General features: G+C 71.9%; 16 protein-coding genes and 1 pseudogene. 10 read left to right on the top strand and 7 right to left on the bottom strand.

Going from position 1 to position 17,393, the window contains the following annotated elements; genetic code table 11:
• Nucleotides 1–70: 70 nt before the first annotated feature.
• Nucleotides 71–850, bottom strand: coding sequence for an N-formylglutamate deformylase (hutG, locus tag ACH65_RS09860; RefSeq protein WP_049622421.1), 780 nt, complete (start codon nucleotides 848–850; stop codon nucleotides 71–73).
• Nucleotides 851–1,002: 152 nt separating this feature from the next.
• Between hutG and ACH65_RS09855 the strand changes: the two genes are divergently transcribed.
• Nucleotides 1,003–2,418, top strand: coding sequence for a hypothetical protein (locus tag ACH65_RS09855; RefSeq protein ID WP_237561488.1), 1,416 nt, complete (start codon nucleotides 1,003–1,005; stop codon nucleotides 2,416–2,418).
• Nucleotides 2,419–2,567: 149 nt separating this feature from the next.
• Nucleotides 2,568–3,113, top strand: coding sequence for a C40 family peptidase (locus ACH65_RS09850; protein ID WP_049622419.1), 546 nt, complete (start codon nucleotides 2,568–2,570; stop codon nucleotides 3,111–3,113).
• Nucleotides 3,114–3,194: 81 nt separating this feature from the next.
• Here ACH65_RS09850 and ACH65_RS09845 read toward each other — a convergent pair whose 3' ends face one another.
• Both ACH65_RS09845 and ACH65_RS09840 read right to left on the bottom strand, forming a co-directional pair.
• Nucleotides 3,195–3,680 carry an FKBP-type peptidyl-prolyl cis-trans isomerase gene (locus tag ACH65_RS09845; RefSeq protein WP_049622418.1) on the bottom strand — a complete coding sequence of 162 codons (486 nt, stop codon included), beginning with the start codon at nucleotides 3,678–3,680 and terminating at the stop codon, nucleotides 3,195–3,197.
• Nucleotides 3,681–3,753: 73 nt separating this feature from the next.
• Nucleotides 3,754–4,993, bottom strand: a pseudogene (locus tag ACH65_RS09840) (MFS transporter).
• Nucleotides 4,994–5,215: 222 nt separating this feature from the next.
• On the opposite strand from ACH65_RS09840, the gene ACH65_RS09835 reads away from it, so the two are divergent.
• The 5 genes from ACH65_RS09835 to ACH65_RS09815 all read left to right on the top strand — a co-directional run bounded on the left by ACH65_RS09835 (nucleotide 5,216) and on the right by ACH65_RS09815 (nucleotide 10,065).
• Entirely contained in the window at nucleotides 5,216–6,763 is a 1,548-nt protein-coding gene (locus tag ACH65_RS09835; RefSeq protein ID WP_049622417.1) for a M4 family metallopeptidase, read from the top strand.
• Between the two features lie 201 nt (nucleotides 6,764–6,964).
• Nucleotides 6,965–7,273 carry an EF-hand domain-containing protein gene (locus ACH65_RS09830; protein ID WP_049622416.1) on the top strand — a complete coding sequence of 103 codons (309 nt, stop codon included), beginning with the start codon at nucleotides 6,965–6,967 and terminating at the stop codon, nucleotides 7,271–7,273.
• Nucleotides 7,274–7,370: 97 nt separating this feature from the next.
• Nucleotides 7,371–8,033: a class I SAM-dependent methyltransferase gene (locus ACH65_RS09825; RefSeq protein ID WP_153242548.1), complete on the top strand. Its 663-nt coding sequence runs from the start codon at nucleotides 7,371–7,373 to the stop codon at nucleotides 8,031–8,033.
• A 176-nt stretch (nucleotides 8,034–8,209) separates the two neighbouring features.
• Complete coding sequence (locus ACH65_RS09820; protein WP_049622415.1) at nucleotides 8,210–9,532, top strand: DEAD/DEAH box helicase; 1,323 nt, start codon at nucleotides 8,210–8,212, stop codon at nucleotides 9,530–9,532.
• A gap of 110 nt (nucleotides 9,533–9,642) precedes the next feature.
• Nucleotides 9,643–10,065: a DoxX family membrane protein gene (locus ACH65_RS09815; protein ID WP_049622414.1), complete on the top strand. Its 423-nt coding sequence runs from the start codon at nucleotides 9,643–9,645 to the stop codon at nucleotides 10,063–10,065.
• Between the two features lie 2 nt (nucleotides 10,066–10,067).
• On the opposite strand, the gene ACH65_RS09810 is transcribed toward ACH65_RS09815, so the two are convergent.
• Both ACH65_RS09810 and ACH65_RS09805 read right to left on the bottom strand, forming a co-directional pair.
• Nucleotides 10,068–10,640 (bottom strand): GNAT family N-acetyltransferase, encoded by a 573-nt coding sequence (locus tag ACH65_RS09810; protein WP_049622413.1) that lies wholly within the window; start codon nucleotides 10,638–10,640, stop codon nucleotides 10,068–10,070.
• A 2-nt stretch (nucleotides 10,641–10,642) separates the two neighbouring features.
• A complete protein-coding gene (locus ACH65_RS09805) occupies nucleotides 10,643–11,392 on the bottom strand; it encodes an SDR family NAD(P)-dependent oxidoreductase (protein WP_049622412.1) in 750 nt (249 codons plus the stop codon).
• A 139-nt stretch (nucleotides 11,393–11,531) separates the two neighbouring features.
• Between ACH65_RS09805 and ACH65_RS09800 the strand changes: the two genes are divergently transcribed.
• Both ACH65_RS09800 and ACH65_RS09795 read left to right on the top strand, forming a co-directional pair.
• Nucleotides 11,532–13,334, top strand: a complete 1,803-nt coding sequence (locus ACH65_RS09800) for a DEAD/DEAH box helicase (protein ID WP_049622411.1) — start codon at nucleotides 11,532–11,534, stop codon at nucleotides 13,332–13,334.
• Nucleotides 13,335–13,484: 150 nt separating this feature from the next.
• Nucleotides 13,485–15,104, top strand: a complete 1,620-nt coding sequence (locus ACH65_RS09795; RefSeq protein ID WP_049622410.1) for a tetratricopeptide repeat-containing sulfotransferase family protein — start codon at nucleotides 13,485–13,487, stop codon at nucleotides 15,102–15,104.
• Between the two features lie 34 nt (nucleotides 15,105–15,138).
• Here ACH65_RS09795 and ACH65_RS09790 read toward each other — a convergent pair whose 3' ends face one another.
• Nucleotides 15,139–15,588, bottom strand: coding sequence for a YkgJ family cysteine cluster protein (locus ACH65_RS09790; protein WP_082190243.1), 450 nt, complete (start codon nucleotides 15,586–15,588; stop codon nucleotides 15,139–15,141).
• Between the two features lie 218 nt (nucleotides 15,589–15,806).
• Nucleotides 15,807–16,694 carry a KPN_02809 family neutral zinc metallopeptidase gene (ypfJ, locus tag ACH65_RS09785; protein WP_049622409.1) on the bottom strand — a complete coding sequence of 296 codons (888 nt, stop codon included), beginning with the start codon at nucleotides 16,692–16,694 and terminating at the stop codon, nucleotides 15,807–15,809.
• Nucleotides 16,695–16,802: 108 nt separating this feature from the next.
• Between ypfJ and ACH65_RS09780 the strand changes: the two genes are divergently transcribed.
• Nucleotides 16,803–17,198, top strand: coding sequence for an MAPEG family protein (locus ACH65_RS09780; protein ID WP_425478279.1), 396 nt, complete (start codon nucleotides 16,803–16,805; stop codon nucleotides 17,196–17,198).
• The last annotated feature ends 195 nt before the right edge of the window (nucleotides 17,199–17,393 follow it).

The following is a 17,393-nucleotide window of genomic DNA, read 5'->3' as shown; positions in this document are numbered from 1 at the left end:
CCCGGCGCACGCAAACCGGCCTGCGGCCTTGACTTCACATGCGCCTAACGGCACCCGCAGAAACCTGCGTTCACGCGATGCAGCGGCGCAGCAGCAGTCGGATCAGGCCCTGCACCGCGGCCGCCCCGGCCTCGTCGTAGGCGAAGCTGCTCTCGTCCATGTAGCGGTATTGCGCCAGCTCCAGCTGCACCGCCTCGACGCCTTCGTCTGGACGTCCATACTGCCGGGTGATGTAGCCGCCCTTGAAGCGCCCGTTGACCGCGAAACTGAAGTCCCGCTGCGCTTCGAGGCCATCCGCCAGGCTCGCCTGCAAGGCCGCTCCACAGCTGGCGCCGTCCGCCGTGCCCAGGTTGAAATCCGGCAACGGCCCTTCGAACAGCATCGGCACGCGGCGGCGGATGGAATGGCCTTCCCACAGCACCACCCGCCCGTGTTGCACCCGCAACATCGCAAGTTCCTGCTGGAGCGCGAGGTGGTAAGGCCGCCAGTAGGCGTTTATCCGCCGTTGAATTTCGGCCGCGTCCGGTTCGGCGCCAGGCAGGTACAGCGGCTCGCCGTCGAAGCCGAGGGTGGATACCAGCCCGGTCTCGCGCCGCCCCGGATACAGCGCCTGCCCGTCGGCCGGACGGTTGAGGTCGATCACGTAGCGCGACAGCCGCGGCCGCAGCAGGCTGGCGCCGAGTTCGCGGGCCAGCGGCTCGTAGAGGCGGCCGACGTGCCAGTCGGTATCGGGCGAGCGGCGCGCGGCGGGATGCAGGCGCACGGCGAGTTCCGACGGGATGTCGCTGCCGTCGTGCGGCAGGCTGATCAGCAGGGGCGCGCTGCCGCGTTCGAGCGTGTAGAGGTCCATGGCCGTAGTGTCGGCGGCGGTAGGGGGCACGGCAACCGTAGGCGCAGCGAAGCGCCCCGACCGCTTCGCTGCACAGCGCCTTGCGCCGGCTGGGGCGTAAATCTAGGCTGGCGCCCACTGTCATGGATCGGGGGATCGCTGGCATGCGTCGGATGACAGTCGTCTGTCTCGCCATGCTCGGCGTCGCGCTGTGCGCCGCCGCCCCGGCGCGCCAGGCGCCGCAGCAGGATTTCCTGAGCGGCATCCAGCCATTGCGGGACGACCTGCCGCGCTACCGCTACCTGGTCACGCGCCTGCCCGACCTCGCCGGCCAGGACCTGCTGCTCGCGCACCAGTGGCTGGCCTTCACCGAGAACGAGCTCGGCCTCTACAGCGAGGCGGTGCGCGACTTTCCGCTCAAGAACCAGCCGCTGGCCGGCGCCCAGCTGCCGGTGCCGCCGGAGTGGGAGGCCGTGGATGCGGTCGAGGCGATTGCCGCACAGGCCGCCGGCCGCCGCATCGTGATGGTCAACGAGGCGCACCACGACGCCCACACGCGCCTGCTCACGCTGGCCCTGCTGCCGCGGCTGCGCAGGCTCGGCTTCACGCATTTCGCCGCCGAGGCGCTGGACGAGCGCGACGAGGGGCTGATGCGGCGCGGTTATCCCGTCGCCGCCAGCGGCAGCGAGTACCTGCACGAGCCGGTCTACGGCGAGATCGTGCGCGAGGCCGTCCGGCTGGGCTACACCGTGGTGCCGTATGAGGCCGGTGGGGGCTCGCCGCAGAGCCGCGAGGACGGCCAGGCCCGCAACCTCTACCGGCGCGCGCTCGCCGGCGACCCGAAGGCGCGGCTGTTCGTGCACGGCGGCTACGCCCACATCGACAAGGCCGCCGGCCGGCTGGGCGCGACAGTGAAGCCGATGGGCCTGCTGCTGCGCGAACTGAGCGGCAGCGACCCGCTGTGCATCGACCAGGTGGACCTGCGCGAGGAAGAGCCGGCCAGCGAGGCCGCCGCCCGGCGCGAGATCGAGGCCAGCCTGCGCAAGAGCCGGATGCTGGACATGCTCACGCTCGGCACGGAGCGCCATCGCCCGGCCAAGGACTACTACGCCCAGTTGATCAGCGCCTACCATCCGAACCGCCCGGTCGTGTTCCGCCGGCGCGACGGCCAGGCATTCTGGAGCGCGCGGCCGCAGGCCTATGACGCCAACGTCGTCCTGCCGCCGGCCAACGAGGCGATTTCCGACTACTCGCGCGGCCCCGTGCGCGTCGAGCTCGACGGCAAGGGCTACCCCATGCTGCCGCCCGCCTCGCGCGGCCGGCGCCCGCCCTGGCTCGCACTCGGCGGGCTGCGCGTCCCCGTGCCGGTGGACAGCCACGCCTGCAAGGCGGGCGTGCCGTGCCTGGTCGAGGCGCGCTACGCCAACGAATCCGCCGAAGCCGTGGCGGCCGACCGCTATCTGTTCCTCGAAGCGGGCGCGGACAACACGCTCTACCTGCGCTCCGGCGCCTACCGGCTGCGCACCGTGGACATCGACGGCCGCGTCCTGGCCGAGCGCGCGCTGGACGTGGCTCCGGGCGTGCATTGAGCCGGGCGTGCGGCCTCCATCGGCGGAGGGCTGCCGCGTGGGCCGTCGCGTCTGAAGAGGATGCGTACAACACTCGCCTTTAGTCTCAAGACTTCTACGCAATCCCTTGATTTGCTAGCCTTGCCGAAAACTTCACCCGAGGTTTTCGCATGCGCCTGGCCGCCCCGCTTCGCCCGCTGTCGCCCTCCCTCCGGCCGGCCGCCGCCCTGCTGCTCCTGCTGCTGGCCGGCTGCGCCGGCGGCCCGCATCGCCGAGAGCCTCCGGCTTCGGTGCTCGCCAACCTGCCCGCCCGCGCGCCCTCGACCGCCAACGCGCAGGTCGCCAACGACGTGCTGTTCCACGCCATGGCCCTGGTCGGCACGCCCTACCACTGGGGCGGCAACACCCCGCAGGGCGGCTTCGATTGCAGCGGTCTGGTCGACTACATCTACCGCAACGGCGCCAACATCAGCCTGCCGCACAGCTCGCGCGAGTTGGCCGCGCTGGACGGGCGCAAGCTCACCCGCATGACCGAACTGGCCAGCGGCGACCTGGTGTTCTTCGGCGGCCGCGGCGGCATCAGCCACGTGGGCGTGTACGTGGGCAAGGGCCGCTTCGTGCACGCGCCCAACAGCGGCGGCACGGTGCGGATGGACGACATCGACGGGCCCTACTGGCGCGACCACTTCGCCTACGGGAAGCGGCTGCTCGACTGAAATCCAGCGACCGCCGCACATGAAAAACGGCGCCCGAGGGCGCCGTTTTCGTTTCCATCACCGGCCATCGCCGCAATGCGCTCAGTGCGCCTCGGCGTTCGGCGCGTGCGCGTGGCCGTGCTGGATCTCCTCCTCGCTCGCCTCGCGCACTTCGTTCACGGTGACGTCGAAGTGGAGCGTCTTGCCGGCCATCGGGTGGTTGAGGTCCACGTCCACCGCGGTCATGCCGACCTTGTGCACCACCACCACGCGGTGGCCGCCTTCCTTCAGCGCCAGCACGGTGGTCTGGCCCGGCTTGAGCCTGGCCGACTGCTGGAAGTACTTCTTCGGCACGCGCTGGATCATGCCCTCCTGGCGCTCGCCGTAGCCCTCGGCCGGGCTGATCTCCGCCTTGAGCGACTCGCCCGCCTCGCGCTCTTCCAGCGCCTTCTCCAGGCCCGGGATCAGCTGGCCGTGGCCGAGCAGCACCCACAGCGGCTCGCCGCGGTCGTGCGAGCTTTCCACCTGCTCGCCGTCCACCGCGAGGGTGTAGTGGAGGGATACGACCTTGTCCTTGCCAGCCTTCATCGTGCGTCTCGTCAGGGATTGCAAAGCGGCGGATTCTATCAGAACGCCCCGCCGCCCATGCCGTCAGGGCCGCTTAGTTCTTGGTCGGCGCAGCGCCGCCGAAGCCCACCCCGCGCGCCTCCGGCCCCAGGTACACCAGCAGCGCCAGCACCAGCGCCACCACGGCCATCCAGCCCGACATGGCCAGCGGCAGCCCGACGTGGCGCTCGGCCAGCCAGCTCTGCGCGCTGGCGGTGCCGGCGGCGAGCAGGTTGCCCATCTGGTAGGCGAAGCCCGGCAGGGTGCCGCGCACCGCGTCGGGCGAAAGTTCGTTCAAGTGGGTGGGCACCACGCCCCAGGCGCCCTGCACCATCACCTGGATCAGGAACGCCCCCAGGCCGTAGAGCGCCAGCGAGCCGCCGTACATCCACAGCGGGATCACCGGGATCGCGAGCAGCGCGGCGACGATCATCGCCCGCCGCCGCCCGACGCGCTCGGACCAGGCGCCGAAGAACAAGCCCGCCAGCCAGCGCGCCGAGGTTGAGCAGCGCCACCAGCACGAAGGCCGCGCCCGAGCCCGTCTTGAGGCCGAGGTCCACCTCTTCGAAGGTGTGGTACATGTCCTGCGAGCCGTGGCTGAACATGTTGAACGCGGCCATCAGCAGCATCAGGTACAGCGCCAGCTTCCAGTGCCCGCGCATCGCCTCGCCCAGGCCGCGCCTGGCCTGCGCGGGCTGGCGCGCCTGCCACACCGGCGACTCGGGCACCTTGCGGCGGATGTAGAGCACCAGCAGCGCCGGCAGCGCGCCGACCACGAACAGCCCGCGCCAGCCGATGTGGTCCACCAGTAGCCAGTTCGCCAGCGCGCCGAGGAAGAAGCCGCAGGGGTAGCCGCTCTGCAGCAGGCCCGACACCGCGCCGCGCGCCTTGGGCGGGATCGACTCCATCGCCAGCGAGGCGCCGATGCCCCATTCGCCGCCCATCGCGATGCCGAACAGGAAGCGCAGCGCCAGCAGCGTGCCGAGCGTGTGTGCGAAGGCGGTGGCCAGTTCGAACACCGAGAACAGGATCACGTCCAGCATCAGCACCGGCCGCCGCCCGAAGCGGTCGGCCAGCCGGCCGAAGATCAGCGCGCCCAGCGGCCGCGCCATCAGGGTCAGCAGCAGGCCGTAGGTGACCTCGCTGTTCGCAACGTGGAATTCGCTGGCGACGCTGACGATGACGAAGGTCAACAGGAAGTAGTCGAAGGCATCGAGCGTCCAGCCGAGGAAGCTGGCCAGGACGGTGTGACGCTGCTGGGGATCGAGTTCGCGCAGCGTGGAAAGAACGGCCATGCTCCGGCTCCGGCAGGGGCGAAACGCAAAGGCCGGAGGCTAGCACTTCCGCCGGCCGTGACGCGGGGCCGGTTATCCGCATTGACGGCATCCCCCGCAAGATCATACGTTGCGGCAGCCGGCATCCGTCGCCGATGGAGGGGATTGGCGACGGGCACTGCCGGCGGCACGCCGGCGGTCCATGACGGACCGCCGGTCCATCCATTCGGGGAGGTTAGAACGATGATGCACAAACCGCTGGCCGGCGCCCTGTTCGCCGCCATGGGTCTTGCCGCCGCTTCCGGCGCGATGGCCGCCACGTCCACGCGCATCCACGCACCGGCGCTGGGCCGGCTCGCTGCTGCGGAGGTCGGCCGCCACCTGGGCCTGGATCCGGAAGCTTCGCTGTCGCCGCAGCGCTCGGCGCAGACGGTGCACGGCACGCTCAAGACCCGCGAGCAGCAGTTGTTCCGCGGCGTGCCGGTGTACGGCCGCGGCCTGGTCGTCGAGCACGATGCGGTGGGTGCCGCGCTCGGCGCCGAAGGCAGCATCGCCCAGGGCCTCGGCTTCGACCTGGCCTCGGTCACGCCCGCGCTGAGCCGCGCCCAGGCCCTCGCCGCGCTGCGCCAGCACGCCGGCCTGCTGCCGCTCGGCATCGGCATCGATGCGGTGGCGCCGTCCGACATCGGCGTCGAGCAGGCCGACCTGTTCGTCTACGCCGAAGGCAAGAAGGCGCGCCTGGCCTACCTCACCTCCTTCTTCGTCGACCGCAGCGGCAAGCCCTCGCGCCCGACCGCGCTGGTCGACGCCAACACCGGCGAGGTGATCCAGAGCTGGGAAGGCCTCACCACCGGCAAGCCCGGCGGCGGTGGCGGCGGCACCGGCACCCCGGCCACCGCGACCGGACCAGGCGGCAACCAGAAGACCGGCCAGTATCTCTACGGCACCGACTACGCGGCGCTGGAGGTCACCCAGTCCGGCAGCACCTGCTACGCGCAGAACCCGGACGTGAAGACGGTGAACCTGGGTGGCCGGCGCACCGGCGGCTCGGTGTGGGCCTTCACCTGCTTCAACAGCACGGGCGACGGCATCAACGGCGCCTACTCGCCGATCAACGACGCGCACCACTTCGGCGGCGTCGTGCACGACATGTACAACAGCTGGTTCGGCGCGCCGCCGCTGAACTTCCAGCTGGTGATGAACGTGCACTACAGCCGCAACTACGAGAATGCGTTCTGGAACGGCAGCTCGATGAACTTCGGCGACGGCGCCAGCTATTTCTACCCGCTGGTGTCGCTGGACGTGACCAGCCACGAGATCAGCCACGGCTTCACCGAGCAGCACTCGGGCCTGCAGTACTCGGGCCAGTCCGGCGGCATCAACGAGTCCTTCTCGGACATGGCGGGCGAGGCGGCGGAGTTCTTCGACCGCGACCACAACGACTGGCTGGTGGGCGCCGAGATCATCAAGAACGGCACCGCGCTGCGCTGGATGTGCACGCCCACGCAGGACGGCCGCTCGATCGACAACGCGGCCAACTACACCTCGGGCCTGGACGTGCACTACTCCAGCGGCGTGTACAACAAGGCCTTCTGTACGCTGGCCAAGACCGGCGGCTGGGACACCAAGAAGGCCTTCGAGGTGTTCGAGCGCGCCAATGCGCTCTACTGGACGGCCACCACCACCTACAACTCCGGCGCCTGCGGCGTCGAGAGCGCGGCGGCCGACTACGGCTACTCCGGCAGCGACGTGGCGGCGGCGTTCACCGCCGTCGGCGTGACCTGCCAGTAAGCGACGCCAGCGTGGCTTGAAGAAGGGCCGGCCCTGTCCACCGGGGCCGGCCCTTCGCGTTTTCAGGTATCGATACGTGTGCGACCGCCATCGATGCGTACTGCACTGCCGCCGCATTCGCATTTGTCGGCCAAGATGCTCACAATGCGACGACGAGGCTTGCCTACACTCGTTCCATCACCACTCGCCAAGGAGATGTCGATGCAACGCACAGGTATCTGTGTCCCTGCCCTGGCCCTCGCCGGCTTCGCGCTCGCCCTGGGCGCGGCCCATGCCCAGCAGGAACCCCGCCCCGCGCCGCAGCAGATGCCCACGGGCCATGCGGCCGATGCCGACGTGCCGTCCTTCGGCGAGCTGGACACGCAGCATCACGGCTACCTCACGCGCGGCGACATCCCGAAGGACGTGGAGGGCCTGAAGGCCCTGCGCGCCCACTTCCGGGAAGCAGACAAGGACGGCAACGGCCGCCTGACGCCGGACGAATACGCCGCCTATACCGGCGGCAAGTGATGCCGGTCGCCGCGCTCGTCCCGCGCGGCCCCTGCGGCAGGCCGCGATCCCGCCATCACGCAGGAGCCCGCTCCCGCCACCGACCGCGCCGCACGCCATGACGCGCATCGACCGCCCCACCCGCCTCGCCATCGCCGCGCGCTTCCCCACCGCCGGCCAGCGCCAGTACGTGCGCAACAAGCTGGCCGGCGACCCGTTGTACGCCGCCGCGGCGAAGACGCTCGCCCTCGCCGCGCCGCTGCCGCTGCTAGACGTGGGCTGCGGCATGGGCCTGCTCGGCCATTACCTGCATGCCTGCGGCGTCCTGCGTCGATACCTCGGCATCGACCACGACGAGCGCAAGATCGTCGCCGGCCGGCATGCCGCGGAGGGGCTGGAGGGCGCCTTGCAGCTCAAGGTCGCCGACGCCGCCGACCTGCCCGAGTTCCGCGGCCACGTGGCCCTGCTCGACGTGCTGCACTACCTGCCGGCCGGGCGCCAGCCCGAGCTGCTCGCCGCGCTGGCCCCGCACGTGGCGCCGGGCGGGTTGCTGGTGATCCGTAACGTGCTGCGCGAACGCCACTGGCGCTTCCATGCCACCGTGGTGGAGGAGCAGTTCCTCTACTACAGCGGCTGGATGCGTGTGCGCCCCACCCACTACCCCTCGGCGGACGAAGTCGCCACGCCGCTGCGCGCCGCCGGTCTGGACGTCCGCATGCAGCCGCTGTGGGGCCGCACGCCGTTCAACAGCTACCTGATCCTGGCGCAGCGCCCGGCCTGACCGCCGCGGAATGCGGCGCGGCGAGACCTGCGGCACGCTTCCGCACGCCGGTTCAGCACGCCATGGCGTTCCCCGCTATACTTGCCGGCGCACGCCCGCCACGGGCGGCCTCTCCCCCCCCCTAATTGATTGCAACGCGGTTCTGAAAGAACGCTCCGGGTTGCGCAGGAGTATGCATGTCTTTCGAATCGCTGGGCCTTGCGCCGGCGCTGTTGCGCGCGCTGGCCGACCAGGGCTACGCCAATCCCACCCCGATCCAGGCCGGCGCCATCCCGCTGGTGCTGGAGGGCCACGACCTGCTGGCCGCCGCACAGACCGGCACCGGCAAGACCGCCGCCTTCGCGCTGCCGCTGCTGCACAAGCTGATGCACGGCCGCGAGGCCACCCAGCGCCGTCCGCGCGCACTGGTGCTCACGCCCACGCGCGAGCTGGCGGCCCAGGTCAACGACAACCTGCGCGACTACGGCAAGCACCTGCGCGTGAGCAGCACGGTGATCTTCGGCGGCGTCGGCATGGGCCCGCAGATCCAGGCGCTGCGCCGCGGCGTGGACGTGGTGATCGCCACGCCCGGCCGCCTGATCGACCACATGCAGCAGCGCACGGTGGACCTCTCCGGCGTCGAGGTGCTGGTGCTGGACGAGGCCGACCGCATGCTCGACATGGGCTTCCTGCCCGCGCTCAAGCGCGTGCTCGCCGCGCTGCCGAAGCAGCGCCAGACGCTGCTGTTCTCGGCCACCTTCGCGCCGCCGATCAAGGCGCTGGCGCTGGACTTCATGCACCAGCCGCGCGAGGTCTCGGTGACGCCGGCCAACACCGTCGCCACCACCATCACCCACCGCGTGCACCCGGTGGACGCCGCGCGCAAGCGCGACCTGCTGCTGCACGTGCTGGCCGAGGACAGCCGCCGCCAGACGCTGGTGTTCAGCCGCACCAAGCACGGCGCCGACAAGCTGGTGAAGTTCCTCGAGGCCGCCGGCGTGCGCTCGGCCGCCATCCACGGCAACAAGAGCCAGAACGCGCGCACCCGCGCGCTCGGCGACTTCAAGAGCGGGCGCATCACCGTGCTGGTGGCCACCGACATCGCCGCGCGCGGCATCGACATCGACCAGCTGCCGATGGTGATCAACTTCGACCTGCCGATGGTGGCCGAGGACTACGTGCACCGCATCGGCCGCACCGGCCGCGCCGGCGCCGAAGGCCTGGCGGTGTCGCTGGTGAGCCACGAGGAATCGGGCCTGCTGCGCGACATCCGCAAGCTGGTGAAGCAGGAGATCGAGATCGTCGACGCGGCCGGCTACGAGCCCTCGCAGCCGCTGCGCCTGGACGCCGGCGCGCCGCGCCCGCAGCAACAGCAGCGCCAGCCGCGCGGCGCGCGCCAGCCCCGCACCGGCAGCCACGGCGCGCCGACGCCGCGCGCCAACGCCGGCGCCGCCGACCAGGCCAGCCACAACCGTCGCCGCCGCCGGCGCAAGCCGGGCAACACCAGCTCGCAGGCCTGACCCCCGGCCCCGACGCCACGGCTAGGCCGCCCGGCCTAGCCGTCCGGCGGATACCGCGCGGCCCGACCTCCGCCGATGATGCGCGCCCTCGCCATCCTCTGGAGTGTTCCATGACCGTGTTCGCGCATGGCCTGCTGTTCGCGCTGCGCCTGGCTTTCGGCGCCTGGTTCGTGTTCGCCGGCCTCAACGACCTGCTGCATTTCTGGACGCCGCCGGCGCCGAGCACGCCGCAGTCGCAGATCTTCATGACCGGCCTCGCCGGCAGCGGCTTCGTCTTTCCCGTGCTCGGCGTGGTGTACCTCGCCTGCGGGCTGGCCGTGCTCTGCAACCGCTATGTGGCGCTGGCCCTGGTGGTGCTGGCCGCGCCCACGGTGGTGATCGTCGGCTACCACGCGGTGATGGAACGCCACCTGCTCAGCCCCGGCCTGGTGCTGCTGGCCGTGCACCTGCTGCTGGCCTGGCAGCAGCGCGCCACCCTAGCGGCGCTGCTGCGCCCGCAGCCTCTGCTCGCGCCGGTGCGCCGCATCGGCTAGTTCTACCCGCCGGGGCGGACCTTGGCGGTGAGTACGTGGCCCTCCCACGCGCCGGCAATCCTGAGATAGCGCGGCGCGTAGCCTTCGCGCTCGAAGCCAAGGCGCTCGAGCAGCCGCGCGCTGCGCAGGTTGCGCGGCATGTAGTTGGCCATCACGCGGTGCAGGCCCAGATCGCCGAACGCCCAGGCCAGTGCGGCCTGCAACACCTCGTGCATCAGGCCGCGGCCCTGCTGCCCGGCATCCACCGCGTAGCCGAGATGGCAGGCCTGGAAGGCGCCGCGCACCACGTTGGAGAAGGCGAAGGTGGCGAGCACCGCCGAGCCGTCCGGCGCGAAGGCCGCGAGGCGATAGCCGCGGTCCTCGGCCGCCGCGCGGCGGCCTTCCGCGATTGCCGCGCGCGTGCCGGCCAGGGTGTAGTAGTCCGCCTCGCGCACAGGCTCCCACGGCGCCAGATGCGCACGGTTTTCCAGCCGGAAGCGCAGCAGCAGCGGGGCATCCGCCGCCTCCGGCAGGCGGATCGCCGCGCGCGCGGTACGCAGCGGCGACAGTGGCGGCGCGCCGTCCGCCCCGGCCATCCTCAGCGCTCCTGGTCGGTGGGCCGCATCAACACCTCGTTGATATTGACGTGGGCCGGGCGGCTCACGCAGAAGGCGATCACCTCGGCCACGTCGCGGCTTTGCAGCTGGCGCATGCTGTCGGCCCAGGCGTTGAGCGCGTCCTTGGTGTCGGCGTGGCCGATGTGTTCGCGCAGCTCGGTGGCCACCACGCCCGGCTCGATCACGCTGACGCGGATGTTGTCCTGGTAGACCTCGCGGCGCAGCGCCTCGGAAAAGGCCACCACGCCGAACTTGGTGGCCGAATACGCCGCCGCGTTGGGGTTGGCCACGCGCCCGGCGGTGGAGGAGACGTTGACGATGTGCCCGTCGCGCCGCGCGCGCATGCCGGCCAGCGCCGCCTGGGTGGAGGCGATCAGGCTGAGCACGTTGAGCTCCAGCATCCGCCGCCAGCGGCCGAGGTCGGCCTCCGCCACCGGCTCCAGGTACATCACGCCGGCGTTGTTGACCAGGATGTCGAGGCGGCCGTAGTGGGCCTCGGTCTCGGCCACCACGCGCTGCGCCTCGCGCTCGTCGAGCAGGTCCGCCGCCAGCAGCAGGGGCTCGGCGCCGAGCGCCTCGAGCCTGGCCGCCAGCGCCTCGAGCCGGTCGCGCCGGCGCGCCGCGATGGCGACCCGGGCGCCCTCCTCGGCCAGCGCCAGCGCAGTCGCCTCGCCGATGCCGGAGGAGGCGCCGGTGACCAGGGCGATACGGCCGTCCAGACGTCTTTGCATGCGTGTCACCTCTTTATCAAAGGGAATGGGGAATCGGGGAGGAAAAAAGCGCGCACGCCGCGGGCGGGGCGCAAGGGGCTGGTACAATGCCCTACATTCTGCCGCATGCCGCCGGGCATGCCACCCCGAGGTTTCCCCCATGTCGTCCGTCGATACCGATACCGCCCCGGCAACCGCCGGTTTCACCGCGCTCGCCCTCGCCCCGGAGGTACTGCGCGCGCTGGCCGACGTGGGCTACGAGTCGCCCTCGCCGATCCAGGCCGCCACCATCCCGCCGCTGCTGGAAGGCCGCGACGTGCTGGGCCAGGCGCAGACCGGCACCGGCAAGACGGCCGCCTTCGCGCTGCCCATCCTCTCGCGCATCGAGGCCCGCGCCGGCAAGCCGCAGGCGCTGGTGCTTGCGCCCACGCGCGAACTGGCCATCCAGGTGGCCGAGGCGTTCCAGCGCTACGCCGCGCACCTGTCCGGCTTCCAGGTGCTGCCGATCTACGGCGGCCAGAGCTACGGCCCGCAGCTGCACGCGCTGCGCCGCGGCGTGCACGTCGTGGTGGGCACCCCCGGCCGCGTGATCGACCATCTCGACAAGGGCACGCTGGATCTCTCCGAGTTGAAGTTCCTGGTGCTCGACGAGGCCGACGAGATGCTGCGCATGGGCTTCATCGACGACGTCGAGAAGGTGCTCAAGGCCACCCCGCCGGAGCGCCAGGTGGCGCTGTTCTCCGCCACCATGCCGGCGCCGATCCGCAAGATCGCGCAGGGCAACCTCAAGGACCCGGTCGAGGTCACCATCAAGACCAAGACCACCACCAACACCAACATCCGCCAGCGCTACTGGTTCGTCAGCGGCCTGCACAAGCTCGATGCGATGACGCGCATCCTCGAGGCCGAACCGTTCGACGCCATGATCGTGTTCGCCCGCACCAAGCAGGCCACCGAGGAGCTGGCGGAGAAGCTCTCCGCCCGCGGCTTCGCCGCCGCGGCGATCAACGGCGACATCGCCCAGGCGCAGCGCGAGCGGGTGATCGGCCAACTCAAGGACGGCAAGCTCGACATCCTGGTCGCCACCGACGTGGCCGCGCGCGGCCTGGACGTGGAGCGCATCAGCCACGTGCTGAACTACGACATCCCCTACGACACCGAGAGCTACGTGCACCGCATCGGCCGCACCGGCCGCGCGGGGCGCAGCGGCGAGGCGATCCTGTTCGTCACCCCGCGCGAGAAGGGCATGCTGCGCGCGATCGAGCGCGCCACCCGGCAGCCGATCGAGGAGATGAAGCTGCCCTCGGTGGAGGCCGTCAACGACCGCCGCGTGGCACGCTTCAAGCAACGCATCAGCGACACCCTCGCCGCCGAGGGCCTGGAGCTGTTCCGCCAGCTGATCGACCAGTACGAGCAGGAGCACGACGTGCCGGCCGCGGAGATCGCCGCCGCGCTCGCGCGCCTCGTGCAGGGCGACCGCCCGCTGCTGCTGGAGCCGCCGGCCCGGCGCGAGCGCACCCACGAGCGCGACGGCGAGGAACGCGCGCCGCGCCACGCCGACCGCGACGGCGCCCCGCGCGAGCGCGCGTCCCGCGCGCCGCGCCCGCACGCCACCGAGCCAGGCAAGCGCACCTACCGCATCGAGGTGGGCCACAGCCACGGCGCCAAGCCGGGCAACATCATCGGCGCGATCACCAACGAGTCGGGGCTGGAGGCGCGCTTCATCGGTCGCCTCAGCATGCGCGACGACTACAGCCTGATCGACCTGCCCGACGGCATGCCCGAGGAAACCTTCAACCACCTCAAGAAAGTGTGGGTGAGCCGCCAGCAGCTGCGCATCGCGCCGTGGGACGGTAACGAGGACGAGGGCGGCGGTGCCCGGCCGCGGCGCCCGCACGGCGCAGCGCCCGGCCGCGGCCCGCGTCCGCACGAAGGGCGCCGGCCGCCGCGGCGCCCGCGCTGACGGTGCCCCCGGCACGCGTCGGGCGACAGCCCGGTCGCGTTTCCCCGGTCGCGCTTCCATCCGGGCGCATCGCAACGCTGTGATGCCGTCGCCTCGCGCGACGGCGCGCCGCCGGCTTACCATCGTGCGGCCGCACAGCCCGGACGTCGCATGGCCGCCCTTCCTCCTTCCGCTCCCCCTTCGCCCGACGCGCGCCTGACCGGTCTGCCGGCATCGGCAGTCGCCCGCCTGCAGGCGGCGGCGCGGGCGATCCGCGACGGCGCCACGGCACAGGCCGCGCAACAACTGGATGCCGTCCTGCACGAGGCGCCCGCGCACCCCGAGGCGCTGCGCCTGTACGGCATCCTGCTCACCCGCACCGGGCGCCACGCCGAAGCCGTCGCCGCCTTGCAGCGCGCGCTGGCGCGCTGGCCGGACGACGCACTCGCGCTCACCGACCTCGGCAACGCGCAGCAGGCCGCCGGCCGGATCGACGCGGCGCTGGCCACCTGGCGCCGCGCCGCCGAGCTGGCGCCGCGCGAGCCGATGCCGCACTTCAACCTCGGCCGCCAGCTGCAACTGCTCGGCGAGACGGAGCCGGCCATCGCGGCGCTGTCGCAGGCCGTCGAGCTGGCGCCCGGGTTCCTGCCGGCGCACATCCTGCTCGGCGATGCGCTGGTGCACCGGGGCCGCTTCGACGAGGCGGACGCCAGCTACCGCGCCGCGCTGCGCCTGCACCCGGCCTGCGGCGACGCCTGGCGCGGCCTCGCCAACATGAAGACCCGGCCGCTGTCCGACCAGGACCGCGCGCAACTGGCCGCCCTGCTCCAGCGCGACGGCCTGGCGCCGCCGGACCGCATCGCCATGGGCTACGCGCTGGGCAAAGTGTGCGAGGACCAGGGCCGCTATGCGGAAGCCTTCTCCGCGCTGCGCGAGGCCAACGCCGAATGGCACCGGCTGGCGCCGTGGAACGCCGGCGCCTTCCATGCGCAGGTGAGCGCGGTGCTGAAGGCCGACCGCGCCTTGCCGGCGCCGCTCGACCCGGCGCTGGGCACGGAGGCGATCTTCATCGTCGGCCTGCCGCGCTCGGGCTCGACCCTGTTCGAGCAGATCCTCGCCACGCACCCGCAGGTGGAGGGCGCCAGCGAGTTGCCCGACCTCGGGCTGGTGATCCAGGAGGAATCGGCGCGCCGGCGGCAGGCCTTCCCGCAGTGGGTGGAGGCGGCCACGGCCGAAGACTGGCAGCGGCTCGGCCGGCGCTACCTCGAACGCACCGCACGCTGGCGCCGGCAGCGCCCCCGCCACACCGACAAGCTGCCGGAGAACTGGCTCTACGCCGGCGTGCTGCGCGCCATGCTGCCCGGCGCGCGCATCGTCGACGCGCGGCGCGACGCGCTGGAGGCCGGCTGGTCCTGCTACAAGCAGCAGTTCTACGCGCGGCCGCACTTCGCCTGCACGCTCACCGACATCGCCGCCTACACCCGCGACTACGAGCGCGCGATGGCGGCCTGGCAGGCGGCCGATCCGATGCGCCTGCGCATCCAGTCGTACGAGGCCCTGCTGGACCATCCCGAGGGCGAGATCCGCGCCCTGCTCGCCTTCTGCGCGCTGCCGTTCGACGCCGCCTGCCTCGACTTCCACCGCGCCATGCGCAGCGTGCGCACGCCCAGCGCGGCCCAGGTGCGCCAGCCGCTGCGCCGCGACACCGCCCGCGCCGGACACTACGGCGCCCTGCTCGATCCGCTGCGCTTCGCGCTGGGGCTGCCCAGGGCGGACGAGGTCCCGGCCTGAGCACACGCCCGGGCCCGGCAGGGGCCGGGCTGGATCAGCCGGCGGGCGCCAGCGGAACCGCGGCCGCTTCGCTCGCCGCCACCATCGCGCCGGGCACGCCGGGCGTGGGCGACGACCCCGTAGTGGCGGCCTCGCGTACGACGCCGATCCAGTCAGCCGGCGTCAACGGCGCCATGCCGTAGGCGAGGCGGGCCTTGTCGCACTGCGGGCTGGGTTCGCCGAACTCCCACGAAACCGGCACCGCGCGGCAGACCGAGGGCCGGCGCGGGTAGATGCCGCAACGGGCGCTGCCCAGCGGCCCTTCCAGCGCCGCACAGCGGGGCTTGGAGGCTTGCGTGCCGCGCATCACCACGCGGTGCGGGTCGAGCTTCTCGGTAAGCGCCGCCGGCACCGTGCCGCCCAGCGCGGGATCGGTCTCGGACCAGTGGAAGGCGACGCGGAAATAGGCGCAGCAGACGCCGCAATGCAAGCACGGATGATCCATGCGTAACCCACCAGGGAGCGCACCCCAAGGCGCGCAGCGCGCGGATTCTAATATGGCCCGCGCCGGCCGCAAGAGGGTCCGCCATCGCCATTCAACCGCCCATGGGCGTACGGGGGGCGGCTGGCCGTCACGAGCGGGGAAAACGCTCCAGGGAGAAGCCGATGCGGCGCGCCGCCGGCCGTTCGCGCCGGCCCACCGCGGGGCACGCCCGCACGGGCTCAGAGCGCGCCGGCGAAGGTGTTGCAACGGCCCACGTCGCCGCCCTCGAAGCCGGCCTTGAACCACTTCACGCGCTGCGCCGAAGTGCCGTGGGTGAAGGAGTCGGGCATCACCTCGCCACGCGCCTCGCGCTGCAGGGTGTCGTCGCCGATCTGGCTGGCCGCGTTGAGCGCGGATTCGAGGTCGCCCTCCTGCAGCCAGTGGAGGCTCTGCTGGCTGTGGCTGGCCCACACGCCGGCCAGGCAGTCGGCCTGCAGCTCCTGGCGCACCGACAGGCCGTCGGCGCCCTCCATCGGCGCGCCGCGCTGGCGCGCCCGGGCCACCTGGTCGAACACGCCGAGCAGCTTCTGCACGTGGTGGCCCACCTCGTGCGCCACCACATAGGCGCGGGCGAAGTCGCCGCCGGCGTGCAGGCGGTTCTGCAGTTCGCCGAAGAAATCCAGGTCCAGGTACACCTTCTGGTCGCCCGGGCAGTAGAACGGGCCGACCGCGGCGGTGGCGCCGCCGCAGGCGGTCGCCACACGGCCCTTGAACAGGTTGAGCTTCGGCACCTGGTAAGTCCGCCCGGCAGCGCTGAACTGCTGGCTCCAGGTGTCTTCGGTCGTCCCCAGCACGTTGCAGACGAAGCGCACGTTCTCGTCGGGCGAGTTGACGCAATCGACCTTGCGGTTGCCCTGTGCCTGCCCGCTGGTCTGCGCCGGCTCGCCGCCGCCGGAGAGGAACGGCGTGATCAGGTCGCGCTTGAAGACCAGGCTGAGCACGACCAGGATCAGCAGCCCGCCGAGGCCGAGGCCGCGCCCGCCGCCGGGCAGGAAACCGCCGCCCCCGCGGCCGTCGCCGCTGCCTTCCTCCACGTTCTCGCTGGGTCGACCTTTCTGCCAGTCCATAGGGTTCCTCGAAGCATTGCGCGGGCCCGACCGGGCTCGCCGGGACGATAGCCGTACTCGCCAGCGGGCGCCAAGCGCTACAGTGGCGTCCCCTTCAGCGAGGTTCCCATGATCCAGCACCTGCCCGCCCTGGTGGTCCTGCTTGCCGTGCTGCTGCAGCTGGGCACCGCCGCCCTGGTGGCGCGGGCGCGCACGCGCTACGGCGTCCATGCGCCCGCCACCAGTGGCCACCCACTGTTCGAGCGCGCCTTCCGCGTGCAGATGAACACGCTGGAAGCCACGCTGATGTTCCTGCCCGCGCTGTGGCTGGCCGCGCGCTACGGCGCGCCGCTGTGGGCCGGGCTCGCCGGGCTGCTGTGGGTGGCCGGCCGGGCCTGGTACGCCGCGGCCTATCTCAAGGACCCGGCCCGCCGCGGCAGCGGCTTCACGCTGGCCCTGCTCGGCCTGCTCGCCGCCCTGGCGCTGGGTGGGTTCGGGCTGGCGCGGGCCATGCTGGCGGGCTGAGCGCCGGCCGCCGCATAGGGGACTCCAAGAGCCAAAGAGCGATAAGGACAACAAGCCACCGCTCGCTCGCATCTTAGGCGCTCGCGCAGCGAGCGCGCCAAGAGTGCGCACACGGATGTGCGCGGCTCTTTCCGGGGCCCCTGGGGCGCGGCGAGGGAGGGATGGAAAAGCCCGAAGGGTGGCCGGCAGGGATGC

The organism is Frateuria defendens (assembly GCF_001182895.1).
Lineage (GTDB): Bacteria > Pseudomonadota > Gammaproteobacteria > Xanthomonadales > Rhodanobacteraceae > Frateuria_B > Frateuria_B defendens.
The sequence above is the reverse complement of the archived record's forward strand: the minus strand, read 5'-3'. Positions and strand labels throughout refer to the sequence as shown.